Origin of the sequence: Laspinema olomoucense D3b (assembly GCF_025370785.1) — a bacterium.
Lineage (GTDB): Bacteria > Cyanobacteriota > Cyanobacteriia > Cyanobacteriales > Laspinemataceae > Laspinema > Laspinema olomoucense.
In genome coordinates this window covers 53,938-70,379 of the sequence record NZ_JAMXFA010000005.1, presented here as the reverse complement: position 1 = coordinate 70,379, position 16,442 = coordinate 53,938, and the positions used below count along the sequence as shown (strand labels likewise).

The 16,442-nt window shown below is 47.8% G+C and carries 15 protein-coding genes and 1 tRNA gene; 7 read left to right on the top strand and 9 right to left on the bottom strand.

What is annotated here, in order from left to right:
• The first annotated feature begins 89 nt into the window (after positions 1-89).
• Positions 90-290, top strand: a complete 201-nt coding sequence (locus NG792_RS04885) for a hypothetical protein (RefSeq protein ID WP_261197366.1) — start codon at positions 90-92, stop codon at positions 288-290.
• Between the two features lie 468 nt (positions 291-758).
• Positions 759-1,322, top strand: a complete 564-nt coding sequence (locus tag NG792_RS04880; protein WP_261234732.1) for a tetratricopeptide repeat protein — start codon at positions 759-761, stop codon at positions 1,320-1,322.
• Positions 1,323-1,589: 267 nt separating this feature from the next.
• Here NG792_RS04880 and NG792_RS04875 read toward each other — a convergent pair whose 3' ends face one another.
• Positions 1,590-2,990: a (Fe-S)-binding protein gene (locus tag NG792_RS04875; RefSeq protein ID WP_261197498.1), complete on the bottom strand. Its 1,401-nt coding sequence runs from the start codon at positions 2,988-2,990 to the stop codon at positions 1,590-1,592.
• 264 nt (positions 2,991-3,254) lie between these two features.
• A complete protein-coding gene (locus NG792_RS04870; RefSeq protein ID WP_261234731.1) occupies positions 3,255-4,568 on the bottom strand; it encodes an FAD-binding oxidoreductase in 1,314 nt (437 codons plus the stop codon).
• A gap of 75 nt (positions 4,569-4,643) precedes the next feature.
• Here NG792_RS04870 and NG792_RS04865 point away from each other — a divergent pair, with 75 nt between their 5' ends.
• Complete coding sequence (locus NG792_RS04865) at positions 4,644-5,594, top strand: DNA polymerase III subunit delta' (protein WP_261234730.1); 951 nt, start codon at positions 4,644-4,646, stop codon at positions 5,592-5,594.
• Between the two features lie 70 nt (positions 5,595-5,664).
• Positions 5,665-5,745 (top strand) — tRNA-Leu (locus tag NG792_RS04860).
• 225 nt (positions 5,746-5,970) lie between these two features.
• Here NG792_RS04860 and NG792_RS04855 read toward each other — a convergent pair.
• The 4 genes from NG792_RS04855 to NG792_RS04840 all read right to left on the bottom strand — a co-directional run bounded on the left by NG792_RS04855 (position 5,971) and on the right by NG792_RS04840 (position 9,060).
• Positions 5,971-6,333, bottom strand: a complete 363-nt coding sequence (locus NG792_RS04855) for a type II toxin-antitoxin system PemK/MazF family toxin (protein ID WP_261234729.1) — start codon at positions 6,331-6,333, stop codon at positions 5,971-5,973.
• Positions 6,326-6,556, bottom strand: a complete 231-nt coding sequence (mazE, locus tag NG792_RS04850; protein WP_261197361.1) for a type II toxin-antitoxin system MazE family antitoxin — start codon at positions 6,554-6,556, stop codon at positions 6,326-6,328. The genes NG792_RS04855 and mazE overlap by 8 nt, the downstream gene beginning before the upstream one ends.
• A gap of 212 nt (positions 6,557-6,768) precedes the next feature.
• On the bottom strand, positions 6,769-8,103 hold the full coding sequence (locus NG792_RS04845) for a cytochrome P450 (protein WP_261234728.1): 1,335 nt from the start codon (positions 8,101-8,103) through the stop codon (positions 6,769-6,771).
• 114 nt (positions 8,104-8,217) lie between these two features.
• Positions 8,218-9,060, bottom strand: a complete 843-nt coding sequence (locus NG792_RS04840; RefSeq protein WP_261234727.1) for a prohibitin family protein — start codon at positions 9,058-9,060, stop codon at positions 8,218-8,220.
• Between the two features lie 237 nt (positions 9,061-9,297).
• On the opposite strand from NG792_RS04840, the gene nfi reads away from it, so the two are divergent.
• From nfi to NG792_RS04825, 3 genes are all read left to right on the top strand, one after another.
• On the top strand, positions 9,298-9,957 hold the full coding sequence (gene nfi / locus NG792_RS04835) for a deoxyribonuclease V (protein ID WP_261234726.1): 660 nt from the start codon (positions 9,298-9,300) through the stop codon (positions 9,955-9,957).
• 96 nt (positions 9,958-10,053) lie between these two features.
• Positions 10,054-10,344 carry a DUF7219 family protein gene (locus NG792_RS04830; RefSeq protein ID WP_261234725.1) on the top strand — a complete coding sequence of 97 codons (291 nt, stop codon included), beginning with the start codon at positions 10,054-10,056 and terminating at the stop codon, positions 10,342-10,344.
• A 350-nt stretch (positions 10,345-10,694) separates the two neighbouring features.
• On the top strand, positions 10,695-11,285 hold the full coding sequence (locus NG792_RS04825; protein ID WP_261197356.1) for an FHA domain-containing protein: 591 nt from the start codon (positions 10,695-10,697) through the stop codon (positions 11,283-11,285).
• Between the two features lie 352 nt (positions 11,286-11,637).
• On the opposite strand, the gene ruvC is transcribed toward NG792_RS04825, so the two are convergent.
• The 3 genes from ruvC to NG792_RS04810 form a co-directional block, all read right to left on the bottom strand.
• Entirely contained in the window at positions 11,638-12,138 is a 501-nt protein-coding gene (gene ruvC, locus NG792_RS04820) for a crossover junction endodeoxyribonuclease RuvC (RefSeq protein ID WP_261234724.1), read from the bottom strand.
• Between the two features lie 67 nt (positions 12,139-12,205).
• On the bottom strand, positions 12,206-13,297 hold the full coding sequence (gene bchI / locus NG792_RS04815) for a magnesium chelatase ATPase subunit I (protein WP_261234723.1): 1,092 nt from the start codon (positions 13,295-13,297) through the stop codon (positions 12,206-12,208).
• Positions 13,298-13,449: 152 nt separating this feature from the next.
• Entirely contained in the window at positions 13,450-16,149 is a 2,700-nt protein-coding gene (locus NG792_RS04810) for a CHASE2 domain-containing protein (RefSeq protein WP_261234722.1), read from the bottom strand.
• Between the last annotated feature and the right edge of the window lie 293 nt (positions 16,150-16,442).

Here is a 16,442-nt window from a genome sequence, read left to right as displayed (position 1 = left end):
TTAATCCAAGGGGTGGGTAATACTCAAATCACCGCTCACCGGGACCGGGTACTGCAAACTAGAAGCGCAGTAGAGTTGAATCCGAACTTATGCCAGCACCTACTCTGAATCTGGAAGATAACCTCACTGATCTGTTCGCGCAAGCCTGGTTTTCTGGGAAACTATCTGCGATCGAACAGCATACCCTTGAGATTGCGTTACTGAATAACGCCCTGAGTCGGGATGATGCGTTGCTCGTCCATCGCTTGTTTTATGCTGTCCGTCGCGGATGGCTCAAAGTGTGCGCGTAAGCTATTCCCAGCGGAATCTCGCTGATTCCTCGCCGGATCTCTTGAAAGGGCGATCGCCACTGTGATCCGCCTCTGTTTACCGGGCGATCGAAACTTTTTTATCTCACTCCACGGAATAGCGACTGATACAGTCGTTATTTTTTCCGCTCAGGGTCCAGGATCGGGTCCCATTTCCCCCGATCCTGAGTAGGGGCACTTTCCGGTTTAGCTGCTACTGACTGGATAACATTGCCAAAATGGGGTCATTTTAAGAGTGCGAGTCTCCATAAAAGGGAGCATCTGGCTCCCCTTCCTTAACTTTTAGGGTCAGCATGATTTAGACACGCTATATAAGTGATCCTCACTCCTATCTATAACTTTCTCTAATCAGAGAAAAATGGGCTAAAATTTTAACATTAAACTTGACATTTTAGGTAACAGTTGTGGTTTCATAGTCAAAGTAAACTCCTCCGTTCACAAATCGTAACAATGAAACCCCATCTCCTTGGATCTGGACTCCTCACAGCAGCAGCCTGTCTGTGTCTGGAAATGCCAGTCTTCGCGACTACTGCCGCTTATTCGGAACTTGACGCCGAGTTGGCGGTGAATGCCAGTATTCAAATCGCCCAAACCGCAGAAAACACCTATGACGCCTGGGGGAACGAATGTAGCAATTTGGTGGAGCAACAGCGCTTCAGTGAAGCGATCGCCGCTTGCGATCGGGCGATTACCCTCAAACCTGACTATTCCCTTGGGTTAACCAACCGCTGCGTCGCTCTCCTGCAACTCGATCGCTATCAAGACGCCGTAGAATCCTGTCGCCGTGCACTCACCGGCGATGGCAACTGGGGAGAAAGAACCGAAGCCAGTGGCTGGCTGAATTTTGGCGGGTCCCTCATCCTCTTTGCTGGAGAAAAACCCAGTCCTAACGAAGCCATTCCCCTGCTGCAACAAGCCCTCCTCGCCTTTGATAAGTCCCTGGAAATCGAACCTGCCCCCAATACACGCCAACTCCGCAACGAGTTGGAAAAACTGATCCAAGATTTGAGTTAACCCGATTTCCCCCACTCCATCCAAAATGTGTCTACTTTTTATCCGTTTGCTGGTTTTTTAGCCCTCATGGGGGGGTCAGAATCGAGTGCATCCCTCACCCTAAATCGATGGCGGCCCTTCAAAGGGAGAGGGACTTTGAATCCCCCAACCCCTTCTCCCTTGAAAGGGAGAAGGGGTTGGGGGATGAGGGTCCAACGGTCAGATATCCCCTCAGAATCTCACTCATTCCAACCATCAGGACTTCAATGTTCTGACGCACCCCCACTCCTATTTCAGCCGCACCCCCCGAATTGATAAATCTAATAATTCCATCGGGTGCATCAGCGGTATATCTTTTCCCTGTAACTGCAAATGCTTTTGAATTTGCAACGCACAACCGGGATTAGGAGAGGCAATTAATTCGGCCCCGGTATTGAGCAAATTCTGCACTTTTTGCTGCCCCAACTCTTCCGATACCTCCGGCTGGAGCATATTATAAACCCCCGCACTGCCACAACATAACGCCGCATCAAGCGCTTCTTTCAGTTCAACTCCAGGAATTTGTTTGAGAATTTGGCGCGGTTGCTGACTAATTTTTTGACCATGCAAGAGATGACAAGCATCCTGATACACTACGGTTAATTTCCCTTCCGTTAAAGGAGAAAGTGGAGCGGTTAATCCCACCATTGCTAGGAATTCTTGGACATCTTTTACCTGATTGGCAAAGGCTTGAGCTTTGTCGCGATAATTGGGGTCATCCTGGAGAATGTGACCATATTCTTTGAGAGTATGACCACATCCGGCGGCATTAATAATGATAAAATCAACCTCAGTGCCTTCAAAACTATCAATCATCTGACGGGCGATCGCAATAGCCTGTTCTTCTTGTCCTTGGTGTGCCGGTAAAGCCGCACAACATCCCTGTCCTTTCGGAATCACTACCTCACAGCCATTGGCGGTTAAAACCCTTACCGTTGCCTCATTTACGGGATTAAAAAATAACCGCTGTACACATCCGAGTAACATCCCCACCCGATACCGTTTCTCTCCTTGTGCCGCAATCACATCGGGATAGTTACCCTTGAAAAATTCCCCGGTAATATTGGGTAAAATTGACTCCATTGCTGCCAATCGCGGGGAGAGTTTCTTTAATAAACCCGTCTGGCGCACTAATTTGGGAATTCCTAACTTTTGGTAAACATAAAGGGGAACCAATAAAGGACGCAGACGATTGGGATAGGGGAATAGGTTAAAAATGAGACTGCGAATCACGCGATCGCCTAGGGACCGTTCATAATTGCGCTCAACTTGAGGACGAGTTGCCGCCAGCAATTTATCATATTGTACCCCCGAGGGACAAGTGCTGACACAAGCTAAACATCCCAAACAAGTATCGAAATGTTCCACCGTTCCCTCTGCCAGAGGTGCTTCCCCATTGGCGATCGCATCCATTAAATAAATCCGCCCTCGCGGCGAATCCATTTCCTTCCCAATCACCCGATAACTGGGACAAGTAGACAAACAAAAGCCACAATGAACACAAGTATCAATCAGTTTCGGATCCGGTGGATGTTTGGCATCAAATCCGGGCAATGCTTCCGACTCGCTTAACTCATTCAAATGCGGATTTTGACCCAAAAAGTTACTAGATTTAGCTGCAATAGTAGATTCCACAGGTTTAATACTCATCAACTCAATATATTCTCCAATGTTCGGTATCACGAATTTATGGTAAATTCGGTTTGTACAGCTTTTGGCACGCACCCTAAAGGGTGGATCTACAGGGACCAAGCCCGCCTGCGCGGGCTATAGAGAGAAAAATAAGTTGTTATGTCCCGATTTTGTATCAGTTTAATCCCCTCTTATCCCTATTAAAAATCTCATTCCTGCCTTAAATCACACCCAACTAAAAAACAACAAACCTCCTCCGGACGAATAGGGAAACCCCAACTATTAAATTCCCCCAACAAATCGATGAGGACTTAACATATTATCTGAATCAAACTGCTGCTTAATCTTTCGCATCACCTCAACACTATTTCCCGGATAACCCCAAACATCAAGCTGATTTTTAACGGAAATCGGTGCAACCATTAAACTTAAAAAGCCTCCAGAAGATTGACAGAATTGCCGCAGGGATAAAACCGACTCCTGCACCGTTTCCTCAGCAAAGCGCAACCAACCTAAGCCACTACTGACATGAATTTGACCCAACCCGCTGCCATCAGAAATTGCCGCAAATTTGGATAAAGCTGCCACCGCTTCTGCGGGACGTACTCCTATTTTGCAGGCGATCGCCCCTTCTGTGCCATCCGGTTGCATTCGTTCTCTCAATCCTTGCCATAAATCCGCCTCGTCTTTCTGCGTATGACAAGTCCCCTTTAATCCTAACGTTTCCCCCACCGCCATCAGCCGCACCGATTGTTCTTGCACACTTTCTGCTACACTTTGAAAGCGCACTAGCAGTCCCATCTCGTCCCCTCTCCCCAATTGTTTCACCAATCCGGGAGACAACAAATCCGCTGCCGTTGGCGTGAGGGCCGAACCCAATAAAGTTTGACTCGCAGAGGCGATCGCTGCTGTATCCCCGGATAACATCACCGTTCCCGATGCCTCCGCTTGCGGATAAACTCGAAATGTGACTTGACAAATCATCCCTAATGTGCCGTAAGACCCGGTAAATAATTTCATCAAGTCATATCCCGCCACATTCTTGACAACGCGACCCCCTGCCTTCGCCAACTCACCATCGGATCGCACGAAAGAAACTCCCAAAAGTTGATCTCGCACTCCCCCATACCGTTGTCGCCAGCTTCCCGCATCTCCCGTGGCAACAATTCCTCCCAAAGTAGCGCGATCGCCATACGCCGGATCTAAAGCCAAAAACTGCCCCGCATCTGCGAGAATCGATTGTAACGAAGCTAAACTCATCCCCGCTTCCATCGTCACTGTTAAATCATTGACAGCGTGTTCAATCAGGCGATTCAGACGTGCGGTACTCAGAATCACTTGCACCCCCGAGGGAACACCACCCCACTCGATTTTACTCAAGGACCCAGCAGGGACCCAGGCACACCGACTACCAGCAACAGCGGCGATCGCCTCCGTTAATTGAGCTTGAGTTGAGGGATAGGCAATGCAATGTGGCAGGGAAGACGCAGGAAAAGCCAGACGGAGACGCTGTTGAGTAGGCGAATCCAGACTATCCCACTCGATAACACCATCGGAACCAAGAATACTCGATAAAGTTTGGGCGATCGCTGACATGATAGAACGGTTGAACCCTAGGACATCTCTTACTATCTTTGCACTCTCCCATCTAAATTTTAAAAACTAAAATTTATGACCGTTTTTGCTAAACTTATCGGACAACCCCAGGCTGTTGAACTGCTGAATCAGGCAGTGTATCGCGATCGCATTGCACCCGCCTATCTCTTTGCCGGTGCTCCCGGTGTGGGACGCAGTTTGGCAGCGCGGTATTTCCTCGAACTCCTCCTCACCGCCAGAAATCTTGGCGCAACCCCTGCCTCTACTCGCAAACTGGAAAATCACCCAGATTTACTCTGGATAGAACCCACCTATCTCGATAAAGGCAAAATGCTCACCGCCACCGAAGCGGCAGCAACCGGATTTAAGCGCAAATCCCCCCCGCAAATTCGCCTGGAACAAATCCGTCAAATCGGGGAATTTTTGGGACGCCATCCCTTAGAGGCACTGCGCAAGGTTGTCGTCCTAGAAGAAGCACAAACCATGAAAGAAAGTGCTGCCAATGGATTGCTCAAAACCCTGGAAGAACCGGGACGCGCAAGTATTATTTTAATTGCGCCGGGAATTGATTCTCTCCTCCCCACCTTAGTTTCCCGGTGTCAGCGCATTCCTTTTTATCGCCTCACCGATGCACAGATGGGGGAAGTTTTGGCAACCGTGGGATACCCGCAGATTTTGGAGAATCCGGCAGTATTGGCAATGGCGCAGGGGTCTCCGGGAACGGCGATCGCCTGCTGGGAAAAACTCCAGGAAATCCCTGCCGAACTTCGGGAAAAACCCCTAAAACCCTCCCTCTCCACCAAACAAGCCTTAGAAATTGCTAAAGAAATCGATCGCAGTCTCGACACCGAGTCGCAACTCTGGCTCATTGAATATCTGCAACAGGCGTACTGGTTATCGTCCCAACAGCGTGGAACCTTCAACCCTAACCCCCTCCATCTCCTCGATCGCGCAAGGCGTTATCTCCTCAGTTACGCCAGTCCCCGCCTCGTCTGGGAAGTCACCCTGATGGGGATGAAGGGGTAGGAGTTCAGATTTTGGCGAGTTGGCACAAAATGCTTGTGCAAGAAGGCAACCTCTGCTAAGATGAACTTATGCGGACGTGGCGGAATTGGTAGACGCGCTAGATTTAGGTTCTAGTGTCTTTGATGTGGGAGTTCGAGTCTCCCCGTCCGCACTCTATTATGAGTAAGAGTTTACAGCTTAGAGCAAGTTGTAAACTCTTTTATTTTTGGGTTCGCTCTTTTTAGCGCTCCTTAAATCTATGATTGACAATTTGAAATCAGATCACTGCCTAGACTATAGTAACTGGCAAAATTTCCTGCATAAAAAGCTGTGGCGGCAAGCTGATGAAGAGTCAAAGATGAGGATAACCGCTCCAAAGTACCATAGAACCTCAGAACTATTCTTTATAGAAACCCAGCTCAATTGTTATTGCTTTTTCAATTTCACTCCAATATTCATCCTCTAAAACTCCCTGCTTTTTCTTGATCCGTTGAGCATCTACTGCTCTGATTTGGCTTAAATTGATATAGCGATCGCCATCCAATCCATTTTGTCGAGTTGGCTTGACATTAACCACAAAAGGATATTTTTTACTTCCTGGCAATAAGGGAGCAACAATTGTAGTCGAGCCATGTTGATTACCCATATCATTTTGCAAAATCAAACAAGGACGCTGTTTATCAGTTTCACTCCCAACAACTGGCTGAAGATCCACCCACCAGATTTCGCCTCGTTTATAATTTAAAATTCCGTTAGGCATTTAAACCATCGCTCACAGTAACGTCCCAAGCTAAGACCTCTTGTTGAAATTCTGGGTCATTACTTTGTTCTCGATAAGCATCGGCAAGCTCTGTAATTAAACGCTGGTGTTTTTCTTTTAAAAGAATCTCATTAATAAACCGGCTACGGTTATGTCCGGGTGCGATTGTGTCTACAAATTTTAAAACTTCATCATCTAGGGTGATGCTAACTTTTTTGCTCATAGTCTAACTTTTGGGGGTTGGTAGCATTACTTTATCATACTACCTAATCTTACCCTAATTGTCAAGAGGTTATGGGATGCGATATAACAGCCATATTTCTGTAGGAATTAGGCAATATTTACTACTATTAAACGCTCAAGGTAGAGTTGATTCGCGAATCAACTCTACATTAGGGTGCAGCTATACGGAAACGTTCTTAACTCCCTCTTTTTCTACCCTCGTCGGCTAAACTTGACGCGCAATCCATCCCGAGGAGAGGGGGTGGGTACGGTGACTAATTCTAAATTTTGGTCGGGTAGTAATTCCCAGTCATAACCGTGGACTAAATGGGTTCCGAATACCCGCAAGACTAACATCGCAAATGCCTTACCCACGCATTCTCGCGCACCTCCGCCAAAGGGGATGAATCCAAAGGCTTTTTGCTTCTCTTCCGTGCGGTTTAAACTGAAGCGATCCGGGTCAAATTCTTTGGGATTCGGATAAATTGAACTATCTTGATGGGTTTGAGTAATCTGATACAAAGCCATCCAACCTTCGGGGATTTGATAGTCGCTAAATTCACAAGATTTGACCACTCGTCGAAATCCACCACCAACCGGGGGGATTAATCGGAGCACTTCTTTGATAACCTGTTCTAAGTAGGTCATCTCTTTGAGCATCTCCATCGTGAGAGAGCCTGTAAATCCTAATTGTTCCTGCTCCTCTCGCAGTTTAGTGATGACTTGGGGATGTTGTGCCAGCAAGAGACAGAAGGAAGAAAGGGAGGAGGTTAGGGTTTCATGACCGGCAAAGAGGAGGAGCAATACTTGGTCTTTGATTTCGTCTAAAGTTAATCCATTTCCCTGTTCATCTTTGGCGGCTAAAAGTAAGCCTAGCGCATCAGTTCTCGGTTCGGTTTCTTGTTGACGGCGGCGGACAAGTTCTTCGACTTTTTCTAGGAGCAAGGTTCGGGAGCGGAGGGCTTTTCCAAATTGGGTCCAAGGGAGATTAATGGGAATTGAAAATAATCCCCCACAAAAGGTTTTAAAAATTTGGCCCAGATAGGCGGTTTCCGAGCCGGTTTCAGTGCCAATTAATAACGTACTGGCAATGTCAAACATATAGGTTCTAAGTTCGGGATACCAGGTCATTTCTCTTGGGGTTTCCCATTGTTTTAGATAGCGATGGGTGAGTTGTTCCATGCCGGGAAGGTATCCGGCGATCGCCTTGGGAAGAAATGCCTGCGCCATCAAGCGCCTTCTAGTGGTATGTTCATTCCCGCTTTGGATAGCGAGGGATTGAGGACCTAGTAAGATGCGTGTACTCTCAGGCCAAGTGGCGGTAAAATAGCTATTGTCATGGGTGAACAAAAAGCGATTTGCTTCGGAGCCAATTAGAACAACTGTGGGTTGTCCAAACAGATGGGTTTTATAAACGGTTCCATATTTTTCGCGGCGCTTCTTTTGGAAATCGCGATCGCGCAAAAAGCTCACGGTTTCCCCCACTAGGGGTAAGCCTAATTTTCCGGGAGGGAGGGGAAGCGATCGCCGGGTCTCGTTGGAAGTCATGGGTTTGTCTGTCTCAAAACTACTCCGCCTTTATTTTGACACTGGAAGGCGGGAAAGTGAAACCTGATTCCATATTTTTAGGTAAATTGATGACATTTCTCCCCTCCTTTAGAGTTAGGGATTTGCCGTAGAAGCAGGCGGCGTAATATTAATAAAAGGCAAGGCTCCGTTACCCCCCATCACCATTGGAAACTGTCCGTTCCACTTTTCAATTGCTTCTTTTTGAAGAATCGATGGAGTTAGGTTTTCTCGTAACAAACGCTGGGCTTCGGCTTGACCTTTGGCCCGATTAATATCAGCAACGGCTTCTTGTTCAGCTTTTTTGGCAATAAATAAAGCTCGTCTGGCTTCTTGTTCCGCAATTTGTTTGGCTTCAATGGCTTTAGCAAATTCCGGAGAAAATTCGATGTTAACCAACGAAATATCATCAACTAAAACCCCATAGCTGGAAAGTCTCTCGCGAATATCTCTATCAATTTCTTCTTTTAACTCCCGGCGTCGGGTGATAATTTCTTCGGCATTGTTTTTAGCCGTAGCCGCTTTAACCACTTCAGAAACGGCGGGGGAAATAATCAAGTTGACAATTTGACTCTCATTGCCAATGGTCTGATAAACTTTGTTGACTTTGGTAGCATCAACACGCCAATTCAGGGCGACGTTAATGGTAACATACTGTAAATCTTTAGAAGCAGCATCGGCTTTGAGTTCGTCTTTTTGGACCCGAACGCTGAGGGTTTCCACGCGATTGACCAAGGGTATTATTCCGTGGATACCCTCATCCAGAATGCCTTCCTGGACTTTTCCAAATTTCATGAGGACGCCCCGTTCTCCGGCGTTGATAATCACAAAAGGCTTTAAAGTGGGGGCTAAAAGGAAAAAGAAAATTGCTGCAATCACGGAACTGGAAATCCAGACAAGGGTCTTAGAGTCGTAAGAATAACTGATTTTAGCTGGCATTTGGATTGACCTTTAATGAGGTTGAAATTGGCGGTTTATAGCAAACACCCCATCCCGAACCTTTATGAAATTTTTCTTAAGTTTTTAAGCATTTAAGTCCAGATGGGTCTAGGGTTGACCTTGAGGCTGCCAGGGACTTGTTGGCTAGTTCTGTCCCCCAAAGCTTGATACAAATTGAGTGACTATTAAAATGGTAAACCGGAATCAAGAAGATTGTCCCAAAAGTAATAAAATGTTATGAAAATTGAAAAGCCCCAAAGTTGGCCACAGACGGTAGAGGAGGCGAAAGCCATTCAGGAAGAATTACGGCGACAGGTCATTCGGGAAGATGACTTGCCAACGGTGAGATATGTGGCGGGGGTGGATGCAGGATATCCCGAACAGAATAATTTGACTCAGGCGGCAGTGGCGGTGTTAAGTTTTCCTGAGTTGCAACTGTGCGATCAGGCGATCGCCCGTTGTCCGACTCACTTCCCCTACATTCCCGGATTCCTCTCGTTTCGGGAAATTCCGGCGGTTTTGGAGGCCCTGGAACAGTTGACCATTGTGCCAGATTTACTACTCTGTGATGGTCAGGGATTGGCCCATCCCCGGCGGTTGGGAATTGCTTGTCATTTGGGGGTACTGACGAACCTGCCGACCATTGGGGTCGCGAAGTCTCGATTGATTGGCACTCATGATGCCTTACCCCCGGAACGCGGCAGTTGGCAACCGTTGCGCGATCGCGGGGAAACCGTGGGGGCGGTCCTGCGATCGCGCAGTCATGTCAATCCCCTTTATATTTCCATTGGTCATCGCATTAGTTTACCCACTGCCTTGGACTATGTGATGCGTTGCACTCCCAAATACCGACTCCCGGAAACGACGCGGATTAGCGATCGCCTCGCTTCGAGTTAGGCAATCATCCAGATGCGATCGCGATCGCACTGCGGCCCGATTTGGGTCACAGCAACATTTGATGGCGATCGCACCTGGAAGGTTTAGGCGATCGCTGTGCTCTTGGCGTTTCTAGGAGATAATTATCATATTCAAGAAGCGATCGCAGTTAATAAAATGCGATGGGAGGGTTCTGCCATGACAGCTCATTTCCAATTTATTGATTCCCCCAATCATGCTCACGGAAATCGGGACGCAGAACAACTGATTTTTCATCAAAATTTGCAAAAATTTAGTAATCGCGTCAGTATCCTCAGCAGTTTGGCAACGGGTGGAAAAATTTCCTTAGAAGATGCTTTTGCCAAGATGAACAGCCTATGGGAGGAGTTGAGTGAGACCGTCCCCTAGGGAAATCTGGGTAATTTTCCATTGCTCAAAGAGGAACTGGAGGCGATCTAAGTCTGAAGATTATGAAGATTCGTTAAACCCAGTCCATTGAGGGAAGGAACCCGGTAAAGTTTCAACAGAACCGATCAACCGGCAACCAGATAACAACATCGGGAGCCGGTAGAGAGCAGGGGAAGGCTTAAACTCAATCGGTTTTGGACAAAACTCGAAATAGCGGTCAACTCCCCCACCCTTTCCCGGAAAAGGACAAGGGAGAAGGGACTCCCAGAATGGTGTGCTTCTATACTTGCCGCTGGAGTAAAAAAAGCTAGATAATCAAGAAATCTTCCCGCGTCAGGGGCGGAAAACAGGTGCTGCTACTATGGAAACTTGCGATCGCTATGCATGAACTAACCCTAAAGTGGATTGAAGCCGGTGAGTGCAGAACTCAAACCTTATGGGATAAGCAACCGAGCAAAAATCCGGGGACCGTCCGGATCGGTCGCGATCCGACGCGCTGCGATATCGTGTTGCTCCATCCGACTGTCTCTGGGTTGCACGTGGAAATCTTTTATGACCCGCAGAAAAGTCATTTTTATCTGAGAAATCTTCGACCCAGCAATCCTTCTAAAGTGGATGGGCAAATTTTGGCCCAGGGTGAGACAATGTTAACCCCAGGAAGCATCATTTGTTTGGGACAAGTCAAACTCAAAGTCATTGGGATTGACCCTAGGTTCTCCCGGACTGTCGCTGTTTCTACCCCAGAGGATGATACTCCCGAAGCCTCTATCAGTCAACCCCTACGCCGCCGCCTTCCGCGCAAACCGCTTCCCACCTATGGTTTAAAATGTCCGAATTGTCAGAAGATTTCTCATTATAAACTCCTCGATTTTGGTTGTCCCTGGTGTGGCACATCCCTGGACTCTGCTAATAGCGTTTTGATGTCCACTTATGCGGATTAAGGGGACACCGAAGGGAGAGTGGTGCAGGGGATCGGATGACGGCAGCGTTATCCCCCGTCAGCAACTTGATTGCCATGCCACCGGAAGCCCTACCAATGGCGCTGATTCGTTCTTTACCTGGAAGTGATCTCAGGAATCCGGGAGAATGACCCCGATGGATTCTTGTTTTATGGGGTTTTAAATATACAAAATTTAGTAAAACTACCTTTTGTGTGATAACGCTGTATTGTGATAGCATTGAGGTGATACGGACGTGCCACACCTGACCCGATGCCCTCCCTGTTAGCCGATGTGACCGGGATTCTCGCCATGTCTCCTAATTTTTTATCTCATGTTGTGAGAGTTTGGCCTTTTATTTCTCCAGTTGAAACCAGGCGGTTAAGGCGACAGCTAAGGCATCGGCTGCATCATCAGGTTTGGGAATTGTCTCTAAATTCAACTCTCTGGCTACCGCTTGTTGCACATCATATTTATCCGCATTGCCATAGCCGGTAATGCCTTGTTTAATTTGGGCGGGAGTATATTCAACCAAGGGTAATTGATGTTGCGCTACCACCAATAAAATCACCCCTCGGGCTTGGGCGACTAAAATGGTATTTCCCATGCGATAAAAGAACAATTTTTCTGCCGCCACTAAGTCGGGTTTAAACTGCTCAATGAGGGCGTGCATATCTTCATAAATTGTACATAACCGCTGACCGAGGTCAGTTTTGGCGGGAGTTTGAATAATGCCAAAATCGAGCAGAGAAACGGTCTCGCTACGACTTCTGCCAGTTCCTCCAGTTTGAGCCGCGATCGCCCCAAATCCTAAAGTAGCTAAACCGGGATCTAATCCTAAAATTCGCTTTTCCATAACGGGTGGATGTAGAGGCGCTTGAGGGGTTTTTTGATAAACTTTACCCTAGCGCCACTACACCAATTTAACCTTCGGTTGGCATTTCTACACCAAACACACTACTAAAGACTTTTTTAACCTTATAACCACTATCAATGGATTCTAAGGGGTCTTTGCGGAGGCGGTGACGGAGACAAAGGGTAATCACTCGGCTAATATCATCTAGGGTGACTTCGGTGCGACCTTCTAAAGCAGCGATCGCCTTGGCAGCGCGGTTGGTGACAATATCTCCGCGCAACCCATCCACATCCAACTCAGAACAAACCTGGGAAATTTGGACGCGCATTTCATAATCCAAATTCACCGAAGGTAACAGGGTTTGAGCATCAATCAGCTTTTGTTGTAACGCCTGTTGTTCTTCTTCATGTTGTTCCAAATAGGTTTGAGGATTTTGGTCAAATCCTGAGCGTTCCTCGACAATTTTTACCCGTAAAGCGGGTTCTTTCACTGTGCGTATTTCGGCGTGCATTCCGAAGCGATCGAGCAATTGGGGACGCAGTTCACCTTCTTCTGGGTTACCGGAACCCACCAACACAAATCGCGCCGGGTGACGAATAGAAATCCCTTCCCGTTCAACGGTATTCCATCCCGAAGCGGCAGAGTCTAATAAGACATCCACGAGGTGATCGTCGAGGAGGTTGACTTCATCCACATAGAGGATACCGCGATTGGCTTTGGCTAACAAACCCGGTTCAAAGGCTTTTACCCCTTCCGAGAGGGCTTTTTCAATATCAATCGTTCCACAAACTCGGTCCTCTGTGGCACCCAGAGGGAGGTCAATCATTTGCACCTTGCGCTGCATCAGGGGTAAGGTTTCCCCCCGAGAGGCGCGATCGCGGACCACATCACTCATCAGTTCAGGATCCGAGGGATGACTGTTGAAGGGGTCATCTGCCACCACTTCAATTTCTGGAAGCAGATCAGCTAAGGCGCGGATGGTAGTAGACTTGCCAGTGCCGCGATCGCCCATAATCATCACCCCGCCAATCTTGGGGTCAATGACATTAAGCAGCAATGCCAGTTTCATTTCTTCCTGCCCCACAATAGCAGTAAAGGGAAACACAGCACGCCGCGCGATCGCGGGTTGAGTTGGAATAGCTTGGGCAATCGGGCTCACGACTTTACCTATATTTCTATCTTTTTTGGATGGCGTTTCTCATTGTGCCATTGTTTAACCCCCCTTGTCTGTCCTTTTGCGATCGCCCTTGGGGTTCGGGGTACTCACCCCAGTGGTGACACCGAACAGGGAAAGGGTCCGGATGGGTGGGATTACCAAGTGGGGTCTGACTTTAATAAGGCTTCAATTTGTTCTGCCGGTAAGGGTTTGGCGAAAAAGTACCCTTGACCACACTCACAGCCCAGCGATCGCAGTTGGGCCAATTGTTCCGCTGTTTCCACCCCTTCGGCAATCACATCCATTTTTAAGTTATGAGCTAGAGCAATAATTGTTTTAACAATGGCTGAATTTTGGTCCCCTTCCACCATCCGCATCACGAACGACCGATCCACCTTTAAGGTATCCGTAGGAAATCGGTGCAAATAACTCAAGGACGAATACCCAGTGCCAAAATCATCAATGCCTAATTTTAAATTTAAGGCTTTCATTTGAGACAACATCTCGATCGCCAACTCCACCTCATCCATCACCACACTTTCGGTTATTTCTAACTTCAAACAAGCTGGATCAAGGTGGGTTTGGTCTAAGGTTCGTTTGATAACTTCAATGAGATTGGGTTGAGCAAACTGCTTCCCGGAAAGATTCACACTCACCATTAACGGCGGATCCGAGGGAAATTCCTGTTGCCATTTGCAAATTTGCCAACAGGCAATCACCAGCACCAATTCACCTAAAGGCACAATTGAACCCGTTTCCTCGGCAACGGGGATAAATTCACCGGGAAAGACTAAACCCCGTTCCGGATGTTGCCAACGCACGAGGGCTTCAAATCCGATAATTTTTCCTGATTTTAAATCAACCAAGGGCTGATAATAGACCAAAAACTCAGATTCAATCTTGCCATTGACTGGGGTCGCCCCGGCATTAATGGCGCGACGCAGGTCTGTTTCAAGCTGAAATCGGGCCACGGCATTGTTTTGCATGGCGCTTTCAAAGACTTGCGGGCGCGCTTTGCTCAATGCTTTAGCCCGATACATGGCGGTATGAGCATCTCGTAATAAATTCCGGGACTCATCCGCATGACCGAGGGCCATCCCGATGCTGGCGGTGGTATAGATAGCTTGACCTTTTAAGGTAAAGGGTCGGGCGATTTGGTAGTAGAGGGATTCGCCAATGTTGATGGCATCTTCGGAACGGTAAAGATTGTCCAGGAGAATGGCAAATTCATCCCCTCCAACTCGGGCGAGGGTGACTACTTCAATGCCATCGGTTCGAGGTTGGCGCATCAGGGTGCGAATGCGTTCGGCGATCGCAATTAGCAGCAGATCCCCTATGTCATGGCCGAGTCCATCGTTAATAACTTTAAATCGGTCTAAATCGAGGAATAAGACTGCTAATAAACGCGGGACGGGTGGCAATTTGGAGTTTAAAGAAACAAGAGAATATTTTGGGCTTTGACCGGCTTGGGGTAGCTTTCCTAACGTTAGAAAAAAGGGGAGTCTCTTGGGTTGCGATCGCCCATAAACGCGCTCCAGTTGCTTCATGAATGAGGTGCGATTTGGCAATCCGGTCAAGTCATCATGAAACGCGGTATAGAGTAATTTGGAGGCAACCACTCCACTCAGGGCCAGTGTAAAGGCAACCCCTGGGGCAGCGATGGGAATCCATCCACCCCAGTGAAATAGCCCAAATCCCATCGCGACAATCCCCCCAACACCGAGGATAACCCCTAACCCCAATTTGAGGGGATGTTGAATCTGCCATGCCACGAACCCGCCAATCACCCCCCAACTGGCAATCCATAAGATTTCAATCCAGTTCGGCCAAAACCATAAAATCGCCTTTCCATCAAGGGCACTACTGACGAGTTGGCTCACCATTTGGGCGTGCAGTCTCACCCCAGGCATTTTGAAGGTTTCTGTTTCTGTTTTGATGCCGTAGGGAGTAAAAAATAAATCTTTCTCGCTGGATGCGGTGGTACCAATTAAAACAATTTTATCTTTGATCCAACTGGGATCAACTTCTCGATTTAATACTTGGTTCAGGGTCACTTCACGAGAAATCGAACCCGGCGATCGATAGTTGAGCAGGATTTGATACCCCTCCGCATCAATGGTTTGATACCCTCCCGAATGAGGCTCTAACTGGGTGATGTGGGCCTTTCCTAAGATAATTCCCTGGGGATGGGTGGGACTATTATCGATCGCAATGTTGCGATCGCTCAGATACTTCAAAACGACTCGCAAGGCAAAGGAGTAAAAAGTTATTCCCTCTTGGTTCTGGGCAAAAAGTAAATTTCGGCGGGCAATTCCATCGGGATCATTGACAATATCATTAAATCCCACCGCCTCCGGGGGGAGATGGGGTGGGGGTGGCACGCCCGGTTCTTGAGCATCAGAGAGTTTGGTAATACCAATCACATTATCCAGGGATTGGAGTTGTAACCGCAAGTCTTGATGACCCGGGGACTGGGGGACATCCCGATACAAATCCAACCCAATCACTGCCGGTTCAAATTTAGAGATTTCCTCCAACACCCGGGCCACGATGCGATCGGAAAGCGGCCATTTTTGTTGAGTTTGGATATCGGTTTCTGTAATTTTTACCAGCAATAATCGGTTATCAAGTCCCGGATTATACCGGCGATTTCGCATCATCCAATCGTATGTAACCAGTTCTAGGGGTTGAAACCCGCCGGTTTCTCGAATCGTGAGAACAACTCCGATGGCAATGGCAATGGCGATCGCCACGGAACCCACGGGGGTATGTACCCGGTTGAGCTTGATTTTGGCAATCTGTTCATAAACCCCAGATGCCAACGCGTTGACTTGGCTAGAAAATTTATCAAGCACCGTTATCCGTTAAAAAAGTGGTTAAAAAGGGGATGGGGTATCACGGTAAAAGGAGCGATCGGCTCAATCGGGTTTCGGCGAATTCTGAGTCAGTTGTAGAGTAGGTCCCGGTCAAAATTCCGATCCTCTTGATCCTGCCTTCCCCTGCCCTAGATTGTCAATGGCCCACCTTAACTTAAGATCCACCCGCCACCGGGATTAAAATGGCTCAAGGTTCAATCTGGGCGGCAATCTCAACCGGCCAAGTCCCTCTGAACCTTACTATAGTATCCATAGAGGGATTCCCACGAAGC

Excerpts from the sequence above, each read along its gene's own strand:
- NG792_RS04880 (WP_261234732.1), top strand. The coding sequence starts at position 759 with ATGAAACCCCATCTCCTTGGATCTGGACTCCTCACAGCAGCAGCCTGT.
- NG792_RS04885 (WP_261197366.1), top strand. The coding sequence starts at position 90 with ATGCCAGCACCTACTCTGAATCTGGAAGATAACCTCACTGATCTGTTC.
- NG792_RS04840 (WP_261234727.1), bottom strand. The coding sequence starts at position 9,060 with ATGCCAGCTAAAATCAGTTATTCTTACGACTCTAAGACCCTTGTCTGG.
- NG792_RS04870 (WP_261234731.1), bottom strand. The coding sequence starts at position 4,568 with ATGTCAGCGATCGCCCAAACTTTATCGAGTATTCTTGGTTCCGATGGT.
- NG792_RS04865 (WP_261234730.1), top strand. The coding sequence starts at position 4,644 with ATGACCGTTTTTGCTAAACTTATCGGACAACCCCAGGCTGTTGAACTG.
- NG792_RS04845 (WP_261234728.1), bottom strand. The coding sequence starts at position 8,103 with ATGACTTCCAACGAGACCCGGCGATCGCTTCCCCTCCCTCCCGGAAAA.
- mazE (WP_261197361.1), bottom strand. The coding sequence starts at position 6,556 with ATGAGCAAAAAAGTTAGCATCACCCTAGATGATGAAGTTTTAAAATTT.
- NG792_RS04855 (WP_261234729.1), bottom strand. The coding sequence starts at position 6,333 with ATGCCTAACGGAATTTTAAATTATAAACGAGGCGAAATCTGGTGGGTG.
- NG792_RS04875 (WP_261197498.1), bottom strand. The coding sequence starts at position 2,990 with ATGAGTATTAAACCTGTGGAATCTACTATTGCAGCTAAATCTAGTAAC.
- nfi (WP_261234726.1), top strand. The coding sequence starts at position 9,298 with ATGAAAATTGAAAAGCCCCAAAGTTGGCCACAGACGGTAGAGGAGGCG.
- ruvC (WP_261234724.1), bottom strand. The coding sequence starts at position 12,138 with ATGGAAAAGCGAATTTTAGGATTAGATCCCGGTTTAGCTACTTTAGGA.